Genomic DNA, 25,399 nt, shown 5'->3' with positions numbered 1-25,399 from the left:
GACTCGAACCAGGGACCCAATGATTAACAGTCATTTGCTCTACCGACTGAGCTATCGCGGAACTACTAACTTCCAACCTCTTCTACGTTTGGCTTTCGCCGTTTCCCGTATCAGAGGCGCGCCATTTTACGTAGCCGAACATTTATGTCAACCCTGGCAACGACTTATTTGATTCACAGCGTGCTGCCGCACCTTGGCGCCGAGGAAACGGCTAGGATATTGCGTATCTGGTTTGACACGGCGGCGACCCTCCGCCAGCAGGACGATCCCGCATGAGTTCACAGGACGCGCCACCTCCTCCCCCACAACCGGGCGTCGCCAACCGCGCCATCCAGCCGCGCTTCGGCGCACTGGTGCAGGACTGCCGCAAGCTGGTGATGAACAACCTCGCCGAACACCTGGCCGGATTGTTCGCCCAGGTCGACGACACCCTCTTCGACGGCGCGGAAAAGGCCGAGAACAACAAGGTCCAGACGCTGTTCTTCGACGCCATGCGCGATCTGCGCAAGCTGCGGCCGCAGATCGAGCGCAGCTATCACCAGCGCATCGCGCAGAACTTCTCCGACTTTCTGGAGGGCAGGCTCAAGCCGCGCCCCCAGATCAGCGAGGCAGACACCGCAAGCCTGGCGCTGGTGCACAACGACGAATATGAAGAAAGCCTGCAGATCACCAATATGGTCAGCAAGGTCCGGGCGCGCAGTGCTCAGACCCTGTTCCTTCTAGAGCAGCGCCTGGCCCTGCTCAACAATGGCCAGAAGCTGGTCGAGGACACCAACCCTTTCGGCCCCCAGGCCCTGGCCGAAGCCTTCCGCGAAGCGCTGACGCCCCATCCGCTGCCACTGCGGATCAAGGTGATCCTCTACATGCTCTTCGATCGTCACGTGATGCAGGGCCTGGACACCCTCTACGAGATGCTCAACCAGCGCCTGATCAACGCCGGCATCCTGCCCAACCTCAAGTTCACGGCGCAGCGTTCGGCCAACACCACAGCGCCGGCGAAACCGGCGGAGCCTGCACCGACCACCGCAGCCCAGCCCGGCACCTCACCGGCGGCACCCGCCAGCAGCTCGGCGACCGGCAGCACCCAGCCGGCATACACGGCGGCACCGGTGATCCAGGCTCCAGCCGATCTCGGTGCACCGCCGCCGCTGGACCCGGGCCAACTGCTCGGCGGCCTGGCCGCACTGCTCGGCGAGCGGCGCCAGCAGGACATCGACGCCCCGTTGCCCGGTGGCGCCCGCAGTATCGCTAGCTTCGCCCCGCGCACAGCTACCAGCACCTACAGCGCCGGCGAACTGCTGGAGGCGCTGACCCGCCTGCAACAGCAGTCCGCCAGCACCCTGAGCCAGCGCCTGCAGGGGCCGCAGCCGGTAGAAGAACTCAAGGTCAGCCTGCAGCAGCAACTCGACACCCACAGCAGCCTGCCCGGCCAGCAGAAGCTGGCCGATCAGGAGGCCGATGTGATCGACCTGGTCGGCATGCTGTTCGACTTCATCCTCGATGATGAAAACCTGCCGCACACCTGCAAGACTGCCCTCTCCCACCTGCACACGCCGTACTTGAAGGTGGCGCTGCAGGACAAGGCCCTGTTCACCCAGCACCACCACCCAGCGCGCCGCCTGCTCAACAGCATGGCCCAGGCCGGTGTGCTCTATGGTGGCGAAGGCGACGAGCGTGGCCTGGTGGCGAAGATCCACTGGGTCGTGGAGCGGGTGATTAATGGCTTCAACGGCGACCTGCAGCTGTTCGACAACCTGCTCGAAGAGTTCAACGAGTTCGTCGCCACCCTGCGGCACAAGGTCGAACTGCGCGAGAAGCGTGCAGTGGAAGCGGCCAAGGGCCGCGACCGCCTGCTCGGCGCGCGCCAACAGGCGGTCGACGTGATTCAGGGCGTGCTGCGCAACCGCCAGCTGCCCAGCGTGATCCACAACTTCCTCGAACTGACTTGGGCCGACGTGCTGGTCTTCATCCTGCTGCGTCACGGCGAGCGCAGCGCCGAATGGCAACGCGCTGGCGAAGTGGCGGAGCAACTGGCCTGGAGCGGCTCGCCGTTGGATGCCGACGGCCGCACCCGCCTGCAGAGCCTGCGCGTGCCGCTGCTCGATGAACTGCGCAAGGGCCTGGAGCTGCTCGGCGGCTATCACGAAGACGGCATCCGCCGCCTGCTGCAGGACATCGTCGCCTGCCAGCACGCGGTTCAGAATCAGCAGCCGCAACTGGCCGCGCAGATCAAAACCCAGCTGCAGGAAAGCCCGCTCGGCGCCATGCTCGGCGAGGACGCCGCGCTGGCCCAGCCAGTGAAGGCCGACACTCCACCACCCTCGCCACGCGCACAGGCGCTGATCCGTGAGCTGCAGCAACTGGAGTTCGGCACCTGGTTCGAGTTCGTGCAGGGCACGGGCAGCGTCATGCTCAAGCTGTCCTGGTTCAGCCCGACCACCCACAACTACATGTTCGTCGATCACAGCGGCCAGCGCGTGGCGGTCAAGCCAATACGCCAGCTGGCCAACGAAATGGAACAGGGCCTGGCGCGCATTGTCACACCAGAGCGCAATGCGCCACTGGTGGACCGCGCCCTGGGCGCCATCTACCGGGTCTTGCAGCGCTTCACCGGGCGCGCCACCGAAGTCGGACAAGGAGCTTGAATGGACGACCGTCGCCAGCACAGCCGCCACACCACGCAACTGGGCATCGATGTACTCGACCTGCATAGCGGTCGCCGCCTAGGCCGCGTGGTCGACCTCTCGGAAGAGGGCTTCATGCTGATCAGTGACAATCCCCCCGAGGCCGACTCGGTCTGGGAGTGTCGCCTGGTACTGGACCAGCCCCTAGATGATATCCACGAAATCCGCGCGGGCGCCGACTGCCTGTGGAGCCGCGCCGGCGAGGCCGGGCACAGTGGCTGGTGCGGGTTCCAGATCATCGACCTGGCCGATGACCAGGTCGCCCCGCTAGCCCTGCTGCTGCGCCAGCTGGAAGCCTGAACAAAAAAGCCCCGGCATCTGCCGGGGCTTTTTTCGTCCACCATCTCAGCCTCAGGCGAAGACGATCTCCTCGCCCTCGACCCGCGCCTGGATGGCCATGCCGGGCAGGAAGGTACCGGCGAGGATCTGCTGCGCCAGCGGGTTCTCGATCCAGCGCTGGATCGCCCGTTTGAGCGGCCGCGCGCCGTATACCGGATCGAAGCCAACCGCCACCAGCTTGTCCAGCGCCTCGGCTGACAGCTCCAGGCTCAGGTCGCGCTCGGCCAAGCGCTGACGCAGACGCGCCATCTGGATCTCGGCGATGCCGGCGATCTGCTCGCGGCCGAGCGGCTCGAACACCACCACCTCGTCGATACGGTTGATGAACTCGGGACGGAAGTGGCTGCTCACCGCATCCATCACCGCCGCACGCTGCGCCTCGCGATCGCCGACCAGCTCCTGGATCTGCGTCGAACCTAGGTTCGAGGTCATCACCACCACCGCATTGCGGAAGTCCACGGTGCGGCCCTGGCTGTCGGTCAGGCGGCCGTCTTCCAGCACCTGCAGCAGCACGTTGAACACGTCCGGATGGGCCTTCTCCACCTCGTCCAGCAGCACCACCGAGTAGGGTTTGCGACGGATCGCCTCGGTCAGGTAGCCGCCCTCCTCGTAGCCGACATAGCCCGGCGGCGCACCGATCAGGCGGGCCACCGAGTGCTTCTCCATGAACTCGGACATGTCGATGCGCACCATGGCGTCTTCGGTATCGAAGAGGAACTCGGCCAGCGCCTTGCACAGCTCGGTCTTGCCCACCCCGGTCGGGCCGAGGAAGAGGAACGAGCCGCTGGGGCGATTCGGATCGGCCAGGCCGGCGCGCGAACGACGCACGGCATTGGCCACCGCCACCACTGCCTCGTGCTGGCCGATGACACGCTTGTGCAGCTCGTCTTCCATGCGCAGCAGCTTCTCGCGCTCGCCCTCGAGCATCTTGGCCACCGGGATGCCGGTCCACTTGGAGACCACCTCGGCGATCTCCTCGTCGGTCACCTTGTTGCGCAGCAGCTGGTTCTCGCTCTTACCGTGCTGGTCGACCATCTGCAGGCTGCGCTCCAGGTCCGGGATCACCCCGTACTGCAGCTCGGCCATGCGCTGCAGGTCGCTCTTGCGCCGCGCGGCCTCGAGGTCGACCTTGGCCTGCTCGATCTTCTGCTGGATCTGCGCCGAGCCTTGCACCTCGGCCTTCTCCGACTTCCAGATGTCTTCCAGGTCGGCGTATTCCAGCTCCAGCTTGGCGATGTCGTCCTCGAGCTTCTCCAGACGCTTGCGAGTCGCCTCGTCGTCTTCCTTCTTCAGCGCCTCGCGCTCGATCTTCAGCTGGATCAGGCGGCGATCCAGGCGATCCAGCTCCTCCGGCTTGGAGTCGATCTCCATGCGGATGCGACTGCCGGCCTCGTCGATCAGGTCGATGGCCTTGTCCGGTAGCTGGCGGTCGGTGATGTAGCGGTGCGACAGCTTGGCCGCGGCGATGATCGCGCCGTCGGTGATGGTCACACCGTGGTGCACCTCGTAGCGCTCCTTGAGGCCGCGCAGGATAGCAATGGTGTCTTCCTCGGACGGCTCGTCCACCAGCACCTTCTGAAAGCGGCGCTCCAGGGCGGCGTCCTTCTCGATGAACTGGCGGTATTCGTCCAGGGTGGTGGCGCCAACGCAGTGCAGCTCGCCGCGGGCCAGGGCCGGCTTGAGCATGTTGCCGGCGTCCATCGCGCCCTCGGCCTTGCCGGCACCGACCATGGTATGCAGTTCGTCGATGAACAGGATGATACGGCCTTCCTGCTTGCCCAGCTCGTTGAGCACTGCCTTCAGGCGCTCCTCGAACTCGCCTCGGAACTTGGCGCCGGCGATCAGCGAGCCCATGTCCAGCGACAGCAGGCGCTTGTCCTTGAGCCCGTCCGGCACTTCGCCGTTGACGATACGCTGGGCCAGGCCCTCGGCGATGGCGGTCTTGCCCACGCCAGGCTCGCCGATCAGCACCGGGTTGTTCTTGGTTCGACGCTGCAACACCTGGATGGTGCGGCGGATCTCGTCGTCGCGACCGATCACCGGGTCGAGCTTGCCGTCCTCAGCGCGCTTGGTCAGGTCGACGCAGTATTTGTCCAGCGCCTGGCGCGACTCCTCGATATTGGGGTCATTCACCGCCTGGCCGCCGCGCAGGTTGGCCACGGCGTTTTCCAGCGCCTTCTTCGATACGCCCTGGCCGAGCAGCAGCTTGCCCAGGCGAGTGTTTTCGTCCATGGCGGCGAGCAGCACCAGCTCGCTGGAGATGAACTGGTCACCCTTCTGCTGGGCCAGGCGGTCGGCCTGGTTGAGCAGGCGCGCCAGGTCCTGCGACAGGTTCACGTCGCCGGTAGGGTTCTGCAGCTTGGGCAGGCCGTCCAGCTCCTTGGACAGGGCCTGGCGCAGGCTGTTGATGTCGAAGCCCACCTGCATCAGCAGCGGCTTGATCGAGCCGCCCTGCTGCTCCAGCAGGGCTTGCATCAGGTGCAGCGGCTCGATGGCGGAATGGTCCAGGCCCACGGCGACGGATTGGGCATCGGACAGGGCAAGCTGAAGCTTGCTGGTTAAACGGTCTATTCGCATGAATATGTCCTTCCTTCGATGAGCGGGTCGGAGCGCTGAACTGCTCCCGATAGTGAAGCCCGCAATGGCTCTCTAAACGAGGATGCTCTCTAGATAAGGACAGTTTTCACCGATTCAAGCATCAGTGAGTTGATGCGGGTCAGTCGGCCAGCCAGACCAACGAGGCGAAACGCCCGGTGCGCGCGGCGCGGCGGTAGGAGAAGAAGCGCGGATCAGTGAAGGTATCCAGGCCGCCGCCATGCACGGCGGTGACGCCGATGGCGGCCAGGCGGATGCGCGCCAGGGCATAGATATCGGCCATGAACTTGCCGGCGTTGCGACTCGCACTGAAGGCCTGCTCGGCCTGCGCATGCCGAGCCAGGAAGGCCTCGCGCACCTCGGGGCCGACCTCGAAGGAATCGGGGCCGATGGCTGGCCCCAGCCAAACCAGCAGCTCGCCGGGCTCGACGCCCAGCGCCGCGACGGTGTTTTCCAGCACGCCTGCCGCCAGACCACGCCAGCCGGCATGGGCGGCGGCCACGCGGGTGCCGGCGCGGTCACAGAACAGTGCGGGCAGGCAATCGGCGGTGAGCACCGCGCAGGCGATGCCCGGCGTAGCCGTCCAGCTGGCGTCGGCGATCGGCACCGAGGCCGGATCGGCCGCGACCACATCGGGGCTGTGCACCTGTTTCAACCAGGCAGGCTGGCAGGCGAGGCGCTCGACCAGGCGTTGGCGATTCGCGGCGACAGCGGCGGGATCGTCCTCGACATGGTCGCCGAGATTCAGGCTGTCGAAGGGCGACAGGCTGACCCCGGCGGCGCGGGTGGTGATGCAGGTACGGACATTGGCCGGCGCCGGCCAGTCCGGCTGCAGCCAATCAGACGAAGGACTCATTGTCCTGGCGCAGCAGCGAGAGCATCCACACCAGATCTTCGGGCAGCGGCGAAACCCATTTCATGCGCTGCCCGGTGGCCGGGTGTTCCAGCTCGAGGAAGCGTGCATGCAGCGCCTGACGCGGGAACTCCTTGAGGGTCTGCACCAGGGTCGGGCTGGCCGCCGGCGGAATGCGGAAGCGCCCGGCATACAGCGGATCGCCCACCAGCGGGTAGCCGGCGTGGGTCATGTGCACACGGATCTGGTGAGTACGGCCGGTCTCCAGCTTGACCCGCACGTGGGTGTGCGAGCGGAACCGCTCCAGCACCCGGTAGTGGGTCACGGCCGGCTTGCCGCCGTCGATCACCGCCATGCGCTGGCGGTTGGCCGAGCTGCGGCCGATCGGTGCGTCGATGGTGGCGCCGGAGGTGATCACGCCGATGCAGATGCATTCATAGATGCGGCTGACGGTGCGTTTCTGCAACTGGTCGACCAGCTTGGTCTGCGCCTGCAGGGTCTTGGCCACCACCATCAGGCCGGTGGTGTCCTTGTCCAGACGATGGACGATACCGGCGCGCGGCACATTAATGATATCCGGCACGTGGTGCAGCAGGGCGTTGAGCAGTGTGCCATCGGCATGCCCGGCCGCCGGATGCACGACCAGCCCGGCGGGCTTGTCGATCACCAGGATGTGCTCGTCCTCGTAGACGATGTTCAGCGGGATGTCCTGCGCCACCCACTCGCCCTGGGCCTCCTGCTCGGCCTCCAGGCTGAGCACGGCACCGCTGTGGACGATGTCACGCGGGCGAATGACAGAGCCATCGACGGTCAGACGACCGTCCTTGATCCAGCCGGACAGGCGCGAGCGCGAGTACTCGTCGAACAGCTGGGCGGCGACCTGGTCGAGGCGCTGGCCACCGAGGTCGGAAGGCACTTCGGCGGTGAGTTGGATGAGCTGATCGGAATCTTCGGACATGGGCTGCTGCGGAGGGCGGTGCGGCTTTTGGTTTCGGCGGCACGCTGTGGTTAAATACGGCGTCTTTGTCCCGGCGTTTTCCGGGGCGCCCATCATAACAGGACGGTCGAGGCCTAGACAGCCGCCGTCACAGGGACGCAAGCCACCATGCAAGTGAAACACCTGCTGCTGATCGCCACCCTCGCCTTCGTTACCGCGTGCTCCTCCAACAAGCCGGAAGTGGACGAGAACCTGAGCGAGACCGAGCTCTACCAGCAGGCCCAGGAAGACCTCAACAACAACAGCTATACCAACGCCGTTGCCAAGCTGAAGGCCCTGGAGTCGCGCTATCCGTTCGGCCGCTATGCCGAGCAGTCCCAGCTCGAGCTGATCTACGCCTACTACAAGAACGTCGAGCCCGAGGCTGCCAAGTCCGCTGCCGAGCGCTTCATCCGCCTGCACCCGCAGCACGCCAACGTCGACTACGCCTACTACCTCAAGGGTCTGGCCGCATTCGACCAGGACCGCGGCCTGATCGCCCGCTTCATTCCGCTGGACCTGACCAAGCGTGACCCAGGCGCCGCGCGCGACTCCTACAACGAGTTCGCCCAGCTCACCAGCCGCTACCCCAACAGCCGCTACGCCCCGGACGCCAAGGCGCGCATGATCTATCTGCGCAACCTGCTGGCCGCCTACGAGATCCACGCCGGCCAGTACTACCTGACCCGCCAGGCCTACGTCGCCGCCGCCAACCGTGGGCGTTACGTGGTGGAGAACTTCCAGGAAACCCCGTCCGTGGGTGACGGCCTGGCCCTGATGGTCGAGGCCTACGAGCGTCTGGAGCTGAACGACCTGGCTGCCAGCAGCCTGGAAACCCTGAAGCTGAACTACCCGGACCACCCGACTCTGGTCGATGGTCAATTCGTGCCGCTTGAAGAGGAAGCGGACAACCGCTCCTGGCTGGCCAAGGCCACACTCGGCCTGATCGAGTCCGACGCGCCGCTGCCGCCAGGCGAAACCCGCGCCAGCCAGGACGTGATCAAGCAGTACGAAGATGCCAAGGAGCAGATTCCGGAAGATCTGCTGCCGGAAAACCAGGAAGCGGCAGAGGAAGACCTGAGCAGCGAGGCCGAAGGCAACACCGGCGACCGCTCCTGGTTCAGCTACATGACCTTCGGTCTGTTCGACTGAGACAGTCCAGCGATACAACAAAGGGAGGCGCCAAGCCTCCCTTTTTCATTTCCGCCTGATCATGCCTGGAACCGGCGCTGGAAATACCGCACAGGACGACAGCCAACGGCTGCGCCCGGCCCGCCTCTTTGGCTAAACTGCCCGCCTGCCAACAAGAAGAGCACATCATGTTCCGTCTGCTGTTCTGGATCGCCCTGATCGCCGCCGCCGTCTGGCTGTGGCGCCGCTTCAACCGCCCTGCCCGCCCCACTCCAAGCGCGGCGCAGGAACATGAGGCCGCCCCCATGGTGCGCTGCGCCCAATGCGGCGTGCACGTCCCGCAGAACAAGGCGCTGCCGCAGGGCGCGCAGTGGTATTGCAGCCAGGCCCATCTGGACCAGCACCAGCAGTGAACGCCGAGCAGCTGTCCCTGCACGAGGTACCCGGCCGGCGCATCATGCGTCTGTACCACCTGTACCGGGTGACTGTCGGTCTGGCCCTGGTGGTGCTGATCTCCAGCCAGCTGGACAAGGAATTACTGGAGCTGGCCCACGCCCCGCTATTCCGCTACGGCAGCTGGGCCTATCTGATCCTCAACATCCTGGTGGCCGTACTGATGCAGCGGCCACGCCACCTGGCCCAGGTATTCACCCTGGCCCTGCTCGACGTGCTGATGCTCTGCGCCCTGTTCTATTCAGCAGGAGGCACGCCCAGTGGCATCGGCAACCTGCTGGTCATCGCCGTAGCCATCGCCAACATGTTGCTGCGCGGACGCATCGGCCTGCTGATCGCCGCTGTCGCGGCCATCGGCATGCTGGTGCTGACGTTCTATCTGGGATTGCAACGCCCGTCCGCCGCACAGTTCGTTCAGGCTGGCGCGCTAGGCGCACTGTGCTTCGCCGCCGCACTCTTCCTCCAGGGCCTGACCAAGCGCCTGCAGCAGAGCGAGAGCCTGGCCGAACAGCGCGCCGTCGACGTTGCCAGCCTGGAGGCCCTCAACTCGCTGATCCTGCAGCGCATGCGCACCGGCATCCTGGTGCTGGACAAGCAACAGAAAGTCCTGCTGGCCAACCAGGGCGCCCTCGGCATGCTCGGCCGCAACAAGCTGGAGAACAAGCTGCTCGCCCCAAACTGCCCGGAGCTGGTGCAGCGCCTGCAGCAGTGGCAGCACAACCCCACCCTGCGACCACAGAGCCTGCAGGCAATACCCGACGGCCCGCTGCTGCAACCGAGCTTCATCCCGCTGCAGCGCGGTGAAGAACGCCACACCCTGATCTTCCTCGACGATATCTCGCAGATCACCCAGCAGGCTCAGCAGCTGAAGCTGGCTTCCCTGGGGCGCCTGACCGCCGGCATCGCCCATGAGATTCGCAACCCGCTGGGCGCGATCAGCCACGCTGCACAACTGTTGCAGGAATCCGAGGAACTGGAAGAGCCGGACCGCCGCCTGGCGCAGATCATCCAGGACCATTCGCGACGCATGAACATGGTGATCGAGAACGTGCTGCAGCTGTCGCGCCGCCGCCAGGCCGAGCCGCAGCTGCTTGATCTGCGCTACTGGCTGCACCGCTTCGCCAGCGAGTTCCGCAACTCGGCGCGCCTGGACCAGAGCCTGCACCTGGACACCGTCAGCGGCAGCCTGCAGACCCGCATGGACCCGCACCAGCTGACGCAAGTGCTGACCAACCTGGTGCAGAACGGCTTGCGCTACAGTGCTCAGGTACATCAGCTGGGGCAAGTCTGGCTAAGGCTATACCGTGACACGGAGAGCGACCTGCCGGTACTCGAGATACTCGACGACGGCCCCGGCGTACCAGCCGAGCAGCTGCAGCACATCTTCGAGCCCTTCTACACCACGGACAACAAGGGCACCGGCCTGGGCCTGTATATTTCCCGCGAGCTGTGCGAAAGCAACCAGGCCCGTCTCGACTACAAACCCCGCGAGGGCGGTGGCAGTTGCTTCCGCATCACCTTCGCCCACCCACGCAAGCTGAGCTGAGCTGAATCATGAGCACCCGGCAGAGAGCCCTGATCGTCGACGACGAACCCGACATCCGCGAACTCCTCGAGATCACCCTGGGGCGCATGAAACTCGACACGCGCAGCGCGCGCAACGTCAAGGAAGCCCGCGAGTGGCTGGCCCGCGAGCCCTTCGACCTGTGCCTGACCGACATGCGCCTGCCCGACGGCACCGGCCTCGACCTGGTACAGCACATCCAGCAGCGCCACGCCCAGGTACCGGTCGCCATGATCACCGCCTACGGCAGCCTTGATACCGCGATCAACGCGCTCAAGGCCGGCGCCTTCGACTTCCTGACCAAGCCGGTCGACCTCGGCCGCCTGCGCGAGCTGGTTGCCACTGCCCTGCGCCTACGCAGTGGCGAGACCGAAGAAGGCCCGGTGGATACCCGCCTGCTCGGCGAGTCGCCGCCGATGAAGTCCCTGCGCAACCAGATCCAGAAGCTCGCGCGCAGCCAGGCGCCGGTCTACATCAGCGGCGAGTCGGGCAGCGGCAAGGAGCTGGTGGCCCGCCTGATTCACGAGCAAGGGCCACGCATCGAGCGCCCATTCGTACCAGTGAACTGCGGCGCCATCCCCTCCGAGCTGATGGAAAGCGAATTCTTCGGCCACAAGAAGGGCAGCTTCACCGGCGCCATCGAGGACAAGCAGGGCCTATTCCAGGCCGCCAATGGCGGCACTCTGTTCCTCGACGAGGTCGCCGACCTACCGCTGAGCATGCAGGTCAAGCTGCTGCGCGCCATCCAGGAAAAGGCCATACGCGCCGTCGGTGGCCAACAGGAAGTGGTGGTGGACGTGCGCATCCTCTGCGCCACCCACAAGGACCTGGCTGCGGAAGTAGCTGCCGGCCGCTTCCGCCAGGACCTGTTCTACCGACTGAACGTCATCGAGCTGCGCGTACCGCCGCTACGCGAACGCCGCGAGGACATCCCGCTACTGGCCGAAACCATGCTGCGCCGTCTAGCCGAAGGCAGCGGCCTGCCTGCCGCCAGGCTGAGCGGCGAAGCCCTGGACAAGCTCAAGTGCTATCGCTTCCCCGGCAACGTGCGCGAACTGGAGAACATGCTCGAGCGCGCCTACACCCTGTGCGAAAACGATCAGATCCAGGCCGCCGACCTGCGCCTGGCCGATGCCGCCCCTGCCGGGGAAGCCGGTGAGGCCTCGCTGGCACAGATCGACAATCTTGAGGATTACCTCGAGGAGATCGAGCGCAAGCTGATCATGCAGGCACTGGAAGAAACCCGCTGGAACCGCACCGCGGCAGCGCAGCGCCTGGGTCTGACCTTCCGCTCCATGCGCTATCGCCTGAAAAAACTGGGGATCGACTGAGTCTGAGGCGAGCTACGCCCACCTCTCAGCAACTCAACCCAGACGCCCTGCTGGCGAGTAGGGTGCCGGATCAACGATTGGCGTCTCGCCGAGCATCAGGTTCTTCAACAACTCGCAGGACGCCGGCGCCAACACCAGGCCATTGCGGTAATGCCCGCAGTTCAGCCACAAGCCTGGGAACTGCGGCACCTCCCCAATAAAGGGAATCCCCTCCGGCGAGCCCGGCCGCAATCCAGCCCAATGCCCGACCACCTCGGCATCGGCAAGCGCCGGGAGCAACTCCTCGGCCGACGCCTTGAGGCTGGCCAGCGCCTCTTCGGTAGGGGTCTTGTCGAAACCAACATGCTCCAGCGTACTGCCCACCAGGATGTGCCCATCCTTGCGCGGGATCGCATAGCGCCCCTTGGCCAACACCATCGCCGGCAGGAAATCCTCGGCGCATTTGTACAGAATCATCTGCCCCTTGACCGGTTCGACGGGGAGCTCTAGTCCCAAGGTTGCCAGCAACTCTCCGCTCCAGGCGCCTGCGGCGAGGACCACGTGATCGGCCTGAACAGCGCCCGCCTCCGTCATCACTCCAATGACTTGCTCCTCCTTGAGCAGAAAAGAACTCACTGCACAGTGTTCCAACACTTGTACGTTAGGACTCCCAGCCAATGACATCCGCAACGCCTGCAAAAGCCGCGGATTTCTGACATTAGCGACGTCCGCCATGTGCACCGCATGCTGAAAGCCGTCGCCTACCTGGGGTAGCTGCCGCCGCACCTCCGACCTGGCTACCGAATGCAGTGAAGCCCCCTCTCGAGCGGACCACTCCAAGGCATGCTGCTCATCCTCAAGATCAAGCCAATAGAGGCCTGTCTGCCGCACTTCAGGGTCCACCCCCGTAGCTCTATACAAACGAGCCCCCAGCGCTGGGTAGTAGGCACGTGACCAGTTCGACAGGGCGCTTACAGCCGCGCCGTAACGCCACGGATAGAGCGGAGAAACAATTCCGCCACCAGCCCAAGAAGCTTCACTACCCAACCCGAGGCGGTCGATCAACTGCACCGACCAACCCTCCGCGGCCAGCAAGCTCGCTGTCAGCATCCCGGCTACGCCGCCCCCCACAACCAAAACCTTCCCCACTCTTCCTCCAACTTGCAAAAGTAAAACTCGAAAGCTAAACCCTGTGACTGCCAGGACGGCACTTCAAAAAATGGACGAATAACATGCACAAACGCTCCCAACATGCGTTCAGCTTGGCTGAACAGATGCTGACCCTTGCCCTCATTTCCATTGCATGCGGCATCGCACTACCCAGCTTGAGTGCTGCAGTACAGAAAAATCAAAGCGAAGCCCTTCGCGACAGACTGCAGGCATCGCTGCATGCGGCCCGTACCTACGCAGTCCTACATCGACGTCCAGTAGAAATTTGCGCGAGTCAAAATGGCAAGCAGTGCAGTTCGAACTGGGATGAAGGCTGGATGACTCGTCTCAGCAAAAGCCCGAATAACCTCATCGAGCGCCATCAGATACTCCAACCCACGCAGTTGGACTGGCAAGGCTTCGGAGCAAACATCCGATTTCTTGCCAATGGCACCAGCCCAGCCAGCAATGGCCGGTTTTATCAATGCCAGGCAGGAGCAGTCTTCTGGCAATTGATCATCAACAGACAAGGCCGCGTCAGAGCTGGAAGCCGCGCTGAGAACCAAGCCCTATCGTCGAAGTGCCCGTAGTCCGAGGTTGACAACCAGTCATCCCGCTCGAAATACCAGTCGTCCAAGCTACTGCGACATCCAGCTTGAGCTCAGTGGATTATGCCTGCGGAAGACTATTAGGAGTACACCATGTCTCGACCTCAGGGCATGAGAGGATTCAGCCTTATCGAATTACTGACAGCGATTGTCCTCATGGGCATTGCGTTGGCCATTGCGGTGCCTAATTTTGCGTTTTTGATTCGCAAGAGTCAGATCGAAACCCAGGCTCAAACGCTCAATAGTCTTCTGCAGTTCGCCAGGTCGGAGGCAGTGGTTCGCCGAGCCCCCGTCACCGTTAGCAGGGCCGGTGATGTCTGGACGGTATCGACAGCTACTCAGCAACTTCGCCAGGAGACCTTCAACTCCGAGCAAGCAACCATCATGTCAGCCCCCAACCCCTTGGCACTGAGCTACACCTCCAGCGGCACTTCTTCTCTCGCCACAACAGCCAACATCACCATCTGCCGAGACAATGATCTGACGACAGCTTTCGTACTGACCGTTGACCGCAGTGGAAGCAGCAGGCTGCACACCCGCGGCCTGAAGAGCGATAACAAAACAGTCTTAGCGAGTTGCAACCCATGAAAACAACCAACTCGAGGCCAAATGGCTTCACCTTGATTGAAGTCTTGGTCACGCTCGTACTCCTGACAATCGGCATGCTTGGTCTAGTGGCCATGCAAGGGCGTGGAATCCAGTACACCAGCGACTCTGCGCAACGCAACAATGCGGTCATGCTGGCAAATGAGCTGCTTGAGCAAATTCGAGCAAACCCATCGGCACTGTCCGATTTTTCGATGAAAAAACTGCCGGAAATAGGCACCTGCGACACATCAACGGCCATTCAGGTAAATGATGTAGAGAAGCAATTGACCTGCTGGGCGAATAAAGTTCGCCTGATCCTCCCGGAAGCGGAAGCACTCAAAGACGAATTTTACGTTTGCCGCTCCGCCACACCTGGGTCTTGCGCTGCCGGCTCCGCCATAGAGATACAACTAGCCTGGAGAGCAGCCGGCGGTAATTGCCTGGACGACTCTGCCGAAGCCAATGCAGACACAAGCATTTGCCATTTCCGTCTACGCGGGGAACTTTAACCATGCCTAAACAATCCGGCATGTCCATGATCGAAGTCATGGTCGCCCTACTGCTTAGCAGTTTCCTGATCCTTGGAATCACCCAAGTTTACTTGGACAACAGAGAGAACAACCTTTTCCAACAGAGCCAAGGTAACAATATCGAGAATGCCCGTTTTTCCATACTAATTCTCGAGCAGGAGCTTTCAAAGACCGGTTACAGGCGCCAGCCTAGTCACACCCTAGAGCATGCATTCCCACAAATCACCGACACAAACTGTGGACTCATGACCAAGGGACAAATCGTCAAAAGAATCAGCGACACATCCTTTTGCATTCGCTATCAACCAGCCTTTACTGGCGCAAAAACATGTGACGGCAATGATATTACCGGCATCCCGAGCACTCCTTATAGCGACGCTGAGCCGGTAGTTGAGATATTCACCCTTAAAGACCTTGACACGACCGACGGAGTCAACACTCCACAGCTAACCTGTAACAACCAAGTCATCGCCAGCAATATCTCTGCTATTCGCTTCGAATACGGAGTTAATAGCAATGAAGAAAAAATTGTAGACAAGTACACAAGCAGCCCAACAAACACTGAAAACGTACGCGCTGTTCAATTTTCCGTCTTGAGCGCCAGCTCCACAGAGGTCACCAAGGAAGCAAGTAGCACAGTCTACAAGCACTGGTTCGGTAACGAGCCTACGGACAAGAAGCTCTATACAATGTTCTCCAACAGCGCCAGCATGAGGAATGTGATGCCATGAAATTAAAGCCTCATAGCCAACATTGGAGTTCTAAAACCAAGCAGTCTGGCGTTAGCTTGATCATCGCCCTCGTATTCTTACTTATTATAACTATCCTCGCAGTAGCCAACCTGAGGGAAGCGACTCTTGAGTCACGCATAACTGGCAACATGATCGAAAGCCGGCAACTTTTGAATGCCGCAGATGCGGCCGTGCGCGACGGAGAACGCCGCGCGGTAGAACGAGGCGTACAAGACCCCAAAGACGATTGCGCCAACATTGCACCACACAAGCTTTGCTTGCTAAATCGCGTTCCTGCGTATGCGCTCGACACATCAAACGTGCAAGTTTACTCCCCCAGTGACGGCACCACTCTCTCCACCACAGCGAATTGGTACGCCCAGCCTGCTCCTGGAGGAAAAGGCACAGGCGAGTCAGAAAACCCTCAATACTTGGAAGAGGGTGGGTTGGGGATTGGAATTTTCCGCTACGAAATTAATGGCATCGCATCGAAAGGCGATGCCAAAACCGCAGTCCGCTCAACCGTAGCCTATAACTCGAAAGGCACTGTTCAGCAAGCAGAATAATAGTAAATAAACTTACCCCACCCTAAACGCCCACGGGGATAGAAACATGAAAGAATACAGCCTCAATAATAGTGCCAAAATTAGCGCACTAGGCTTTTTTCTATATTTCGCAGCCACATTCCATGCCAGCGCTGCGGCTCTAAACATCAGTCAGAAACCATTGATTCTTAGTGAAACAGTGGCCCCAAACCTGCTACTCACCATTGACGACTCAGGCAGCATGCGCTGGGCTTTTGTGCCAGACAATGTCAATGGAACCAGTACATCTCGCAGAGCAAAGTCGGCCGCGTTCAACCCAATGTATTACAACCCGGATGTAACCTACCGGATTCCAACTCGTTACGATTCGGCTGGTGCCATTTCAGCAACTCCTTACACCACCGACTTTACTAACGCCTATAATAATGGATTCAACAACACTCGCGGAAGCTATGACCTGTCGAGCAGCTATCGTGTAACTTGGACATACAACCCCAAAGGCAGTTTAGACACCACCACCTCTTATACCTATAACAACACCACCAATGCGTTCGCAGCCAACGCTGCTGCAGACTTCAATTTCAGTAGCGGCAGCTTTGCCGGCCCAACAACAAACGGCTCGTCGCTCGCAAAAACTGTTTCAGGGGTTAGTTTCACAGTTACTCGGACCAGCGGCGGCTGTACAGTCAGCGTCTCCAGCGCCCCCACTGCACTAAGCGGCGTAACAGCTAGTTGCAGCAGAAGCAGTAGCAACTACACGGTGACCATTGATGCTCGGCAAGTCGGTCGCCCTGCCTACTACTATGTTCGTGATACCAGCCTTAGCAACTGCACCGCTACGGATAAGACAGATGAGGATTGCTACAAACTGGTATTTGTATCCTCGACATCCGGCAAGTCTCGGGCAGATGACAGCGCATCGGGAACTGATGAGCGTAAGAATTTCGCCATTTGGTATTCCTTCTACCGAAATCGGGCACTCGCTACACAATCGGCAGCACAAATTGCCTTTGCCACACTCCCTCCCGAGATTCGTCTCACTTGGCAAAACCTCGCCAACTGCACCAACCTCGACGGTAGCGACACAACCAACTGCAAAGACAACAAATTCCGCGAGTACACAACGGCCCATCGTGGCCGCCTGATGTCCTGGTTGCAGGATCCGCCTTTCGATGGAAGCACCCCCCTGCGTTCAGCCATGTATCGCGCCGGAGAGTTCTTCAAAACTGCAACGCCTTGGCAGAAATACCCGAACGACAGTACCCAGACCAATACAACAGCCAACACCTACGCCTGCCGCCCCAGCTATCACATTTTGATGACCGACGGCATCTGGAACCAAGCGTTCACCTATCCAAGCGGCGCCCTGCAAGACAACAGCAGCACAACGCTGCCTGACAGCACAAAATACGACGGAAAAACAACACCTTTCGCCGACTCGCAGACAGCAACGCTTGCCGACTTAGCATTCAACTACTGGGCAACCGATCTGCGTAGCGGGCTGGATAACAAGCTCCAGCCCTACTATCCCTTCAAGAGCAATGACACTGCAAAGAACTACTGGGATCCGCGCAACGACCCTGCAAACTGGCAGCACATGGTTAACTTCACCATGGGCCTGGGTCTATCTAGTGCCCTGAGCCAATCAGGACTGGAATGGGATGCCGAAAAAGGGACATTCGGAGGCACCGGATATGACAATCTGGTCAGCGGAGCCAAGTCTTGGCCCGCTGCCTCAGCTGACAGCGCCAACAACGTTTACGATCTGTGGCATGCCGCAATTAACTCGCGCGGTGAGTTTTTCAGCGTTGACAGTCCAGATGCCATGGTTCAGGCCTTCAAAGATATCCTCAACCGTATTGCTGACCGCACGACATCTGCGGCGCGTCCCGCAGTCTCCGCCTCATTCGTATCAGACTCCGATGCCAGCATTGAAAGTAATGTCTATGCCACACAGTTCTCCAGCAACGACTGGAGCGGAGAAATCATCAAGACCTGGATTGATGGTGGCGGCGCGCAAACAGTGAAGTGGAAGGCTCAAACTGCCAATCAGAGCATCAATCACTCGACCCGCACGGTGATGATGAAGGACCTCACCAACACAACCAGCAAACTCAAGAGCTTCACTTGGTCTAACCTCGGCACACTACAGCCATTAATGAGCGTTAACCCTGATAGTCTGGTCGGAGCGACGGATAGCCTAGGTGAAGCCCGCGTAGCATACATTCGCGGCGACCGTAGCAAAGAAGGTAGCGCCAGCCCAGCCTTCCGTACGCGCAGTACCGTACTAGGAGACATCATCAACTCCAGCCCAGTGATTGTATCCACTCCCACGTATCTATCTTACTGGGCAGATGGCATTGAGAATCCGACTGGCACGAATAGTGGTTACAAAACCTATGCCGCCTTTAAAGCCGCAAACAAAAAAAGCCTTCGCAAAGAAATGGTTTATGTGGGCGGAAATGACGGCATGCTGCATGGATTCAACGCTGCCACCGGCGTAGAAGAGTTCGCCTTCATTCCAACAGAGGTCATAAAAAATCTCTACCGATTGACCGGTCAAAACTATACCGGGGCAGAGCACCGCTACTTTGTCGACGGAACCCCTCTCGTACGTGATGTTTATTTTGGCAATGCAGCCAATGAGGGCTGGCGCACCGTTCTGATCGGCACTCTACGTGCTGGCGGAAAGTCCCTATTTGCCCTGGATATCACCGACCCCAACAACATCAAACTACTCTGGGAGTTTGATTCTACCAACGATAGTGATCTTGGTTACACCTTCGCCCAGCCGGAGGTCACCCGGCTTCATAGCGGACAATGGGCCGTACTGATGGGCAATGGCTACAACAGCACCAATGATAAAGCAGCAATGCTAATTATCGACCTCAAGACAGGTAGCCTACTGAAGAAACTAACCATCCCAGACATTGTTGAAAACGGTGTAACTCTACCAAACGGCTTGTCCAGTGTACGGGGCGCCGATAACAACGGAGACGGGCTGGTAGACTACGCCTATGCGGGTGACCTTCAGGGCAACATGTGGCGCTTTGATCTAGTGCCCACTACTACCGCCACGCTTACAGGAGACCCATTTGCCAGAAGCACCTTCACCACCACATTAACCGACTTTAAAATTGGCTATGGTGGTAACCCCATATTCACCGCTCGCGACTCCCAAACTGGCGTAGGTAAAAGACAAGCAATCACCATCCAACCATCGTTGGTACGCCACCCATTAGTCCGCGGATATCTTGTTCTATTCGGTACAGGGAAATACATAGAGAGCAGCGACGCCAATGTCGATACAAGTCGCGCGATGACTATATATGGAGTATGGGATAGAAACACCAAGCGCCAGGCAACGTCGACATCCACAGCTCGCGCTACAGACCGCAGCAAAACACAGTCTCAAAGCTTCACAGCACAGGTCGATAATGCGCTAATTGGCGAAGATGGACAGACGGACATCAACGACATCAGACTGCTAAGCCAGAACACCATTAAATGGCAGAAGGACTATGACGCCGCCAACCCTAGCAGCCCTGCCAACGACTCCAACAACGATGCATCCGTCAACCTGTGGGGCTGGTCGCTCAATCTATCTGTCAACAACCTACTATCTGGCGAGATGATAATTAACAACATGTCCGCAAGTGGACAGACGCTCTTCTTTAGCAGTCTAACCCCAAATCAAGACCCCTGTGCAGCTGGTGCCGATACTTGGCTCTACGCAATAGATGCGTACACAGGCGGCCGCACCAGATACAATGTCTTTGACCTTAACAATGACAAAACCGTTAGCAAACTAGATGCCTATGGCGCCAACAAAGACATAGTGTCAGGCAGACGATTCCCGGCCATTGGTGGATTTACCCTTGCCCCAGGCAACCAAGCATATGGCAGCGATGGGGCTAATGACCCAGCAGTTGTTGGCGACGACCCAAATAGCAACGGCCGCCAGAGCTGGCACATCATCCCAGAGGAGTTCCAATGATTAAGCAGCAAAAAGCATTCACACTCATCGAGGTAATGCTAGTAGTCGCCATTATTGGGATTCTGGCTGCAATTGCCGTCCCCAACTATCAGGAATACGTAACCCGTACCAAGCGTTCAGAGGGCATGACACTACTTAGCGATGCGGCCGCGCAACAAGAGCGCTTCTACGCACAGAACAACTCTTATGTAACCGACAATAACGATATCGCCAAACTAGGCTTGCGCAACACCGACGCAGGCAACAATAAGGTTATGTCGGATAACAGCTACTACACGCTAACAATAAGCTCTGATGCCGGTGACGGCGGCTATACGCTGACTGCAACCCAAGCCATTGGCGATACCGCGTGCGGCAACCTTACGCTGAATGCATTAGGAGTGAAGGGCAGAAGCGGCGCAGAAACCCTCGAAAAATGCTGGAAATGATAAAAAGCCCGGTTATCCGGGCTTTTATTTTTAGCGCAACGGCTTGAGAGACGGAGTGGGGCTAAGGCCGTTAAAGCCTTAGCCCCCACCAATAACAACGCAACTATAGCTAAGCTTTAAAGCGCTTTTACACGTAGCTCCTTCGGCATCGAGAAAGTTACATTCTCCGGTCGCCCCTCCAACTCTTCAGCGCCTACCGCCCCCCACTCTCGGAGCTGCGCGACAACACCAAGCACCAACACCTCTGGCGCCGATGCACCGGCGGTAATACCAATCCGCGGCTTACCCTCAAACCACTCCTGCTTGAGATCCTCAGCCCCATCAATCAGATAGGCCGGAGTATCCATGCGCTCAGCCAGCTCACGCAGGCGATTGGAGTTGGAGCTGTTGGGGCTGCCCACCACAAGTACAACATCGCACTCGCTCGCCAGCTGCTTGACCGCATCCTGGCGGTTCTGCGTGGCGTAGCAGATGTCGTCCTTGCGCGGACCGCCGATGGCGGGGAACTTGGCGCGCAGGGCGTCGATGACCTTGCTGGTGTCGTCCATGGACAGGGTGGTCTGGGTGACGAAGGCCAGGTTCTCAGGGTTTCGCACTTGCAGGGCTGCCACATCCTCTTCGTCTTCGACCAGATAGATGGAGCCACCATTGCTGGCATCGTACTGCCCCATGGTGCCTTCCACTTCCGGGTGACCTTCGTGGCCGATCAGGATGCACTCGCGACCGTCGCGGCTATAGCGACTGACCTCCATGTGCACCTTGGTCACCAGCGGACAGGTGGCGTCGAACACCTTGAGGCCACGGCGCTCGGCCTCCTGGCGTACGGCCTGGGACACGCCATGGGCGCTGAAGATGACGATGGTGTTGTCCGGGACCTGGTCCAGTTCCTCGACGAACACCGCACCGCGGGCACGCAGGTCCTCGACCACGAACTTGTTATGCACCACTTCGTGGCGCACATAGATCGGCGCACCGAAGACTTCCAGGGCGCGGTTGACGATCTCGATGGCGCGATCGACGCCGGCGCAGAAGCCGCGGGGGTTGGCGAGTTTGATTTGCATGCTGGGAATCTCGGCGCACGAAGGAGGCGATGGGGAGAGTGTACGCCTCTCCCCGGCGAAGCAGGTCAGGCTGGGCGAACCTCGATGATCTCCACATCGAAGCTCAGGGTCTTGCCGGCCAAAGGGTGGTTGAAGTCGATGGTCACCTGCGACTCATCGAAGGTTTTGACCACCCCCGGCAACTCGGTATTGGCTGCATCGTTGAAAATGATCAGCAGCCCCTCGGACAGCTCCATGTCCTGGAACTGGCTGCGCGGCATCACCTGCACGTTCTGCGGGTTGGGCTGGCCGAAGGCGTTCTCCGGCTCGATCTGCAGGCTGCGTTTGTCTCCGGCCTTGAAGCCGTAGAGCGCAACCTCGAAGCCCGGAAGCAGGTTGCCGTCACCGACCTTGAAAGTGGCCGGCTGCTTGTCGAAGGTGCTGTCGACCACATCGCCGTTTTCCAGCTTGAGGGCGAAATGCAGGGTGACTTCCTTGTCCGGCCCGATACGCAGCTCTTGAGAGAGTGGATCAGTCATGCGCGGGTTCTCCGGACTTCTTGCTCTTGAACATATCCAGCGCCAGCATCAAAGCACCGACGGTGATACCGCTGTCGGCCAGGTTGAAGGCCGGGAAACGGTGGCGGTCCTGCCAGTGCACCAGGATGAAATCGACCACATGGCCAAGCACGATACGGTCGTACAGGTTGCCCAGTGCGCCACCGAGGACCAGGGCCAGAGCGATGGCCAGCCAGGTCTCGTCGCTCTTGAGGCGCTTCATCCATACCACCAGCACCGCGCTGACACCGATGGCGATGGCGGCGAACAGCCAACGCTGCCAGCCGGACTCACCTGCCAGAAAGCTGAAAGCGGCGCCACGGTTATAGACGTGGACCCAGTCGAAGTAGCCGTCGATCACGGTAACGCGCTGACCGTACTCCAGCACCTGCAGCACGATCTGCTTGCTGCCCTGGTCGAGGACGAATACCAGCACCGCCAGCCATAGCCAGGCCAGGCGGCCGAAGCGCGAAGCGTCAGACATGCTTGCGCACCTCGCCCACACCTTCAATGTTGCTCACGCAGCGCTCGCACAGCTCCGGATGGGCGGCATTGCTGCCGACATCGGCGCGGAAGTGCCAGCAGCGACCGCACTTGGCGTGGGCCGATTTGACGATCTTCAGCTTCAGGCCTGGCACCTCGGTGACCACTGCATCGGCCGGCGCATCGGCCAGCGGCGCGACGGTGGCAGCAGAGGTGATCAGGGCGAAGCGCAGCTCGTCGTCGAGCTTGGCCAGGGACTGCTGCAGCGCGTCGTCACCGTACAGGGTGACCTCGGCCTGCAGGTTGCCACCGATGGCCTTGCTGTTGCGCAGGTTCTCCAGCTCCTTGTTCACCGCGGCGCGAACAGCGGTGAGCTGTTCCCAGTAGGCACGGTCCAGTTCGAAGCCTTGCGGCAGACGATCGAGGCCCTCGTACCAGGTGTTCAGCATCACCGACTCGTTGCGACTGCCCGGCAGGAACGACCAGATCTCGTCGGCAGTGAAGGCCAGGATCGGCGCGATCCAGCGCACCAGCGCCTCGGCGATGTGGTACTGCGCGCTCTGGCAGGAGCGGCGCGCCGCACTGTCGGCGGCAGTGGTGTACTGGCGGTCCTTGATCACGTCCAGGTAGAAACCACCCAGCTCCTGCACGCAGAAGTTGTGCACCTTGGAGTAGACGTTCCAGAAACGATATTCGCCATAGGCTTCGATGATTTCGGCCTGCAGACCTGCGGCGGCATCCACTGCCCAGCGGTCGAGGTCGAGCATCTGCTCCGCCGGCATCAGGTCCTTGGTCGGATCGAAATCGCCGAGGTTGGCCAGCAGGAAGCGCATGGTGTTGCGGATACGGCGGTAGGCGTCGGCGCTGCGCTGCAGGATGACCTTGGACACGGCCATCTCGCCCGAATAGTCGGTGGAGGCGACCCACAGGCGCATGATGTCGGCGCCCAGGCTGTCGTTGACCTCCTGCGGGGCGACCACGTTGCCGAGCGACTTGGACATCTTGCGGCCGTTCTCGTCGACCACGAAGCCATGGGTCAGCAGCGCCTTGTACGGCGCGTGGCCGTCGATGGCGCAGCCGGTCAGCAGCGAGGAGTGGAACCAGCCGCGGTGCTGGTCGGAGCCTTCCAGGTACAGGTCGGCGCGCGGACCGACTTCGTGGCCCAGCGGGTGCGAACCACGCAGCACGTGCCAGTGGGTGGTGCCGGAGTCGAACCAGACGTCCAGGGTGTCGCTGATCTTGTCGTAGTCGGCCGACTCATTGCCGAGCAGCTCGGCGGCGTCCAGCTTGAACCAGGCCTCGATGCCCTGCTCCTCGACGCGCTTGGCCACCTCTTCCATCAGCTCGACGGTGCGTGGGTGCAGCTCGCCGCTGGCCTTGTGCAGGAAGAACGGGATCGGTACGCCCCAGTTGCGCTGACGCGAGATGCACCAGTCCGGGCGGCCGGCGATCATGCCGTGCAGGCGCGCCTGGCCCCAGGTCGGTACGAACTGGGTCTGCTCGATGGCGCTCAAGGCGCGCTCGCGCAGGGTGCTGCCGTCGTTGGCCTGCTTGTCCATGCCGACAAACCACTGCGCGGTGGCGCGGTAGATCAGCGGGGTCTTGTGGCGCCAGCAGTGCATGTAGCTGTGCTGGATACTCTCGTGCTTGAGCAGCGCGCCGACTTCGCCCAGCTTGGCAACGATGGCCGGGTTGGCCTTCCAGATGAACTGGCCACCGAAGAACGGCAGGTCGGTGACATACACGCCGTTGCTCTGCACCGGGCTGAGGATGTCGTCGTTGTGCATGCCGTACTGCTTGCAGGTACGGAAGTCGTCCTCGCCGTAGGCCGGTGCGGAGTGCACCACGCCGGTACCGGCGCCCAGCTCGACGTACTCGGCCAGGTACACCGGCGAGAAGCGCTCGTACAGCGGGTGACGGAAGCGGATCAGGTCCAGCGCGCGGCCTTCGGCACGGGCGATGATCTCGCCGGTCAGGCCGTAGCGCTGCAGGCAGCTCTCGACCAGCTCCTCGGCCAGCACCAGCAGGCGCTCGCCGGTATCGACCAGGGCGTAGTTGAATTCGGGGTGGACGTTCAGCGCCTGGTTGGCCGGGATGGTCCAGGGAGTGGTGGTCCAGATGACGATGGACGCCGGCTTGCTCAGCTCGTTCAGACCGAAGGCGGCGGCCAGCTTGTCGGCATCCTCGACCTGGAAGGCCACGTCGATGGCGTCGGACTTCTTGTCCTGGTACTCCACCTCGGCCTCGGCCAGCGCCGAGCCACAGTCGAAGCACCAGTTGACCGGCTTCAGGCCCTTGAACACGAAGCCCTGCTTGACCATCTCGGCCAGCGCGCGGATCTCGCCGGCCTCGTTGGCGAAGGCCATGGTCTTGTAGGGGTTGTCCCACTCGCCCAGCACGCCGAGGCGGATGAAGTCGGCCTTCTGCCCTTCGATCTGCTCGCCGGCATAGGTACGGCAGCGCTCGCGGGTCAGGTCGGACGGTTGGTTCTTGCCGAAGGTGGTCTCCACCTTGTGCTCGATCGGCAGACCGTGGCAGTCCCAGCCCGGCACGTAGGGGGCGTCGAAGCCGGCCAGAGTCTTGGAGCGGGTGATCATGTCCTTGAGGATCTTGTTGACCGCGTGACCGATGTGGATGCTGCCGTTTGCATAGGGCGGGCCATCGTGCAGAACGAACTTCGGCCGGTTCGCGCCGATCTCCCGCAGCTTCTGGTACAGGCCAATGCTGTCCCAGCGCGCCAGGGTTTCCGGCTCGCGTTGCGGCAGGCCGGCTTTCATCGGGAAGGCAGTATCCGGGAGGTTCAGCGTGGCTTTGTAGTCGGTCATCTCAGGCTCTTCG

21 protein-coding genes are annotated in these 25,399 nt (G+C 61.0%); 13 read left to right on the top strand and 8 right to left on the bottom strand.

From position 1 onward, the window contains the following. The first annotated feature begins 272 nt into the window (after positions 1–272). Both PTT45_RS17250 and PTT45_RS17245 read left to right on the top strand, forming a co-directional pair. The gene (locus PTT45_RS17250; protein WP_273814910.1) at positions 273–2,645 is read left to right on the top strand and encodes a DUF1631 domain-containing protein; all 2,373 of its coding nucleotides are present in this window, start codon (positions 273–275) and stop codon (positions 2,643–2,645) included. Further along, complete coding sequence (locus PTT45_RS17245; protein WP_273814908.1) at positions 2,646–2,984, top strand: PilZ domain-containing protein; 339 nt, start codon at positions 2,646–2,648, stop codon at positions 2,982–2,984. A 51-nt stretch (positions 2,985–3,035) separates the two neighbouring features. Here the strand turns inward: PTT45_RS17245 and clpB are convergent, their stop codons facing one another. The 3 genes from clpB to rluD form a co-directional block, all read right to left on the bottom strand. Continuing rightward, the gene (gene clpB / locus PTT45_RS17240) at positions 3,036–5,600 is read right to left on the bottom strand and encodes an ATP-dependent chaperone ClpB (RefSeq protein ID WP_273814905.1); all 2,565 of its coding nucleotides are present in this window, start codon (positions 5,598–5,600) and stop codon (positions 3,036–3,038) included. 139 nt (positions 5,601–5,739) lie between these two features. Beyond that, positions 5,740–6,474 carry a peptidoglycan editing factor PgeF gene (pgeF, locus tag PTT45_RS17235; RefSeq protein ID WP_273814904.1) on the bottom strand — a complete coding sequence of 245 codons (735 nt, stop codon included), beginning with the start codon at positions 6,472–6,474 and terminating at the stop codon, positions 5,740–5,742. Next, on the bottom strand, positions 6,458–7,429 hold the full coding sequence (rluD, locus tag PTT45_RS17230; RefSeq protein ID WP_273814902.1) for a 23S rRNA pseudouridine(1911/1915/1917) synthase RluD: 972 nt from the start codon (positions 7,427–7,429) through the stop codon (positions 6,458–6,460). The genes pgeF and rluD overlap by 17 nt, the downstream gene beginning before the upstream one ends. 147 nt (positions 7,430–7,576) lie before the next feature. Between rluD and PTT45_RS17225 the strand changes: the two genes are divergently transcribed. The 4 genes from PTT45_RS17225 (at position 7,577) to PTT45_RS17210 (ending at position 11,926) form a co-directional block, all read left to right on the top strand. Beyond that, complete coding sequence (locus PTT45_RS17225; protein WP_273814901.1) at positions 7,577–8,599, top strand: outer membrane protein assembly factor BamD; 1,023 nt, start codon at positions 7,577–7,579, stop codon at positions 8,597–8,599. A gap of 167 nt (positions 8,600–8,766) precedes the next feature. Continuing rightward, complete coding sequence (locus PTT45_RS17220) at positions 8,767–8,991, top strand: PP0621 family protein (protein ID WP_273814899.1); 225 nt, start codon at positions 8,767–8,769, stop codon at positions 8,989–8,991. A gap of 44 nt (positions 8,992–9,035) precedes the next feature. Beyond that, the gene (locus tag PTT45_RS17215; protein ID WP_273815265.1) at positions 9,036–10,577 is read left to right on the top strand and encodes a sensor histidine kinase; all 1,542 of its coding nucleotides are present in this window, start codon (positions 9,036–9,038) and stop codon (positions 10,575–10,577) included. Between the two features lie 8 nt (positions 10,578–10,585). Next, positions 10,586–11,926, top strand: a complete 1,341-nt coding sequence (locus PTT45_RS17210) for a sigma-54-dependent transcriptional regulator (RefSeq protein ID WP_273814897.1) — start codon at positions 10,586–10,588, stop codon at positions 11,924–11,926. A gap of 33 nt (positions 11,927–11,959) precedes the next feature. On the opposite strand, the gene thiO is transcribed toward PTT45_RS17210, so the two are convergent. Beyond that, a complete protein-coding gene (thiO, locus tag PTT45_RS17205) occupies positions 11,960–13,015 on the bottom strand; it encodes a glycine oxidase ThiO (protein ID WP_443218204.1) in 1,056 nt (351 codons plus the stop codon). Between the two features lie 122 nt (positions 13,016–13,137). Here thiO and PTT45_RS17200 point away from each other — a divergent pair, with 122 nt between their 5' ends. The 7 genes from PTT45_RS17200 (at position 13,138) to PTT45_RS17170 (ending at position 20,481) form a co-directional block, all read left to right on the top strand. Beyond that, a complete protein-coding gene (locus PTT45_RS17200) occupies positions 13,138–13,644 on the top strand; it encodes a GspH/FimT family pseudopilin (RefSeq protein ID WP_273814892.1) in 507 nt (168 codons plus the stop codon). A gap of 111 nt (positions 13,645–13,755) precedes the next feature. Next, positions 13,756–14,250, top strand: coding sequence for a GspH/FimT family pseudopilin (locus tag PTT45_RS17195; RefSeq protein ID WP_273814890.1), 495 nt, complete (start codon positions 13,756–13,758; stop codon positions 14,248–14,250). Continuing rightward, entirely contained in the window at positions 14,247–14,759 is a 513-nt protein-coding gene (pilV, locus tag PTT45_RS17190; protein WP_273814888.1) for a type IV pilus modification protein PilV, read from the top strand. Before PTT45_RS17195 ends, pilV begins: the two co-directional genes overlap by 4 nt. Before the next feature lie 2 nt (positions 14,760–14,761). Further along, the gene (locus PTT45_RS17185) at positions 14,762–15,511 is read left to right on the top strand and encodes a PilW family protein (RefSeq protein ID WP_273814887.1); all 750 of its coding nucleotides are present in this window, start codon (positions 14,762–14,764) and stop codon (positions 15,509–15,511) included. Further along, positions 15,508–16,077 carry a pilus assembly PilX family protein gene (locus PTT45_RS17180; protein WP_273814885.1) on the top strand — a complete coding sequence of 190 codons (570 nt, stop codon included), beginning with the start codon at positions 15,508–15,510 and terminating at the stop codon, positions 16,075–16,077. Before PTT45_RS17185 ends, PTT45_RS17180 begins: the two co-directional genes overlap by 4 nt. A gap of 46 nt (positions 16,078–16,123) precedes the next feature. After that, complete coding sequence (locus tag PTT45_RS17175; protein ID WP_273814882.1) at positions 16,124–20,053, top strand: pilus assembly protein; 3,930 nt, start codon at positions 16,124–16,126, stop codon at positions 20,051–20,053. Next, complete coding sequence (locus tag PTT45_RS17170; protein WP_273814880.1) at positions 20,050–20,481, top strand: type IV pilin protein; 432 nt, start codon at positions 20,050–20,052, stop codon at positions 20,479–20,481. The genes PTT45_RS17175 and PTT45_RS17170 overlap by 4 nt, the downstream gene beginning before the upstream one ends. Before the next feature lie 116 nt (positions 20,482–20,597). Here PTT45_RS17170 and ispH read toward each other — a convergent pair whose 3' ends face one another. The 4 genes from ispH to ileS form a co-directional block, all read right to left on the bottom strand. After that, complete coding sequence (gene ispH / locus PTT45_RS17165; protein ID WP_273814878.1) at positions 20,598–21,542, bottom strand: 4-hydroxy-3-methylbut-2-enyl diphosphate reductase; 945 nt, start codon at positions 21,540–21,542, stop codon at positions 20,598–20,600. A gap of 65 nt (positions 21,543–21,607) precedes the next feature. Further along, positions 21,608–22,060, bottom strand: a complete 453-nt coding sequence (fkpB, locus tag PTT45_RS17160; RefSeq protein WP_273814876.1) for an FKBP-type peptidyl-prolyl cis-trans isomerase — start codon at positions 22,058–22,060, stop codon at positions 21,608–21,610. Beyond that, positions 22,053–22,562: a signal peptidase II gene (lspA, locus tag PTT45_RS17155; protein ID WP_273814875.1), complete on the bottom strand. Its 510-nt coding sequence runs from the start codon at positions 22,560–22,562 to the stop codon at positions 22,053–22,055. Before lspA ends, fkpB begins: the two co-directional genes overlap by 8 nt. Next, a complete protein-coding gene (gene ileS / locus PTT45_RS17150) occupies positions 22,555–25,386 on the bottom strand; it encodes an isoleucine--tRNA ligase (protein ID WP_273814874.1) in 2,832 nt (943 codons plus the stop codon). Before ileS ends, lspA begins: the two co-directional genes overlap by 8 nt. Positions 25,387–25,399 lie beyond the last annotated feature (13 nt).

This window comes from Pseudomonas sp. Gutcm_11s (genome assembly GCF_028649395.1).
GTDB lineage: Bacteria > Pseudomonadota > Gammaproteobacteria > Pseudomonadales > Pseudomonadaceae > Aquipseudomonas.
Note: the sequence above shows the minus strand (reverse complement) of the source record. Positions and strands in the feature narration are given on the sequence as shown.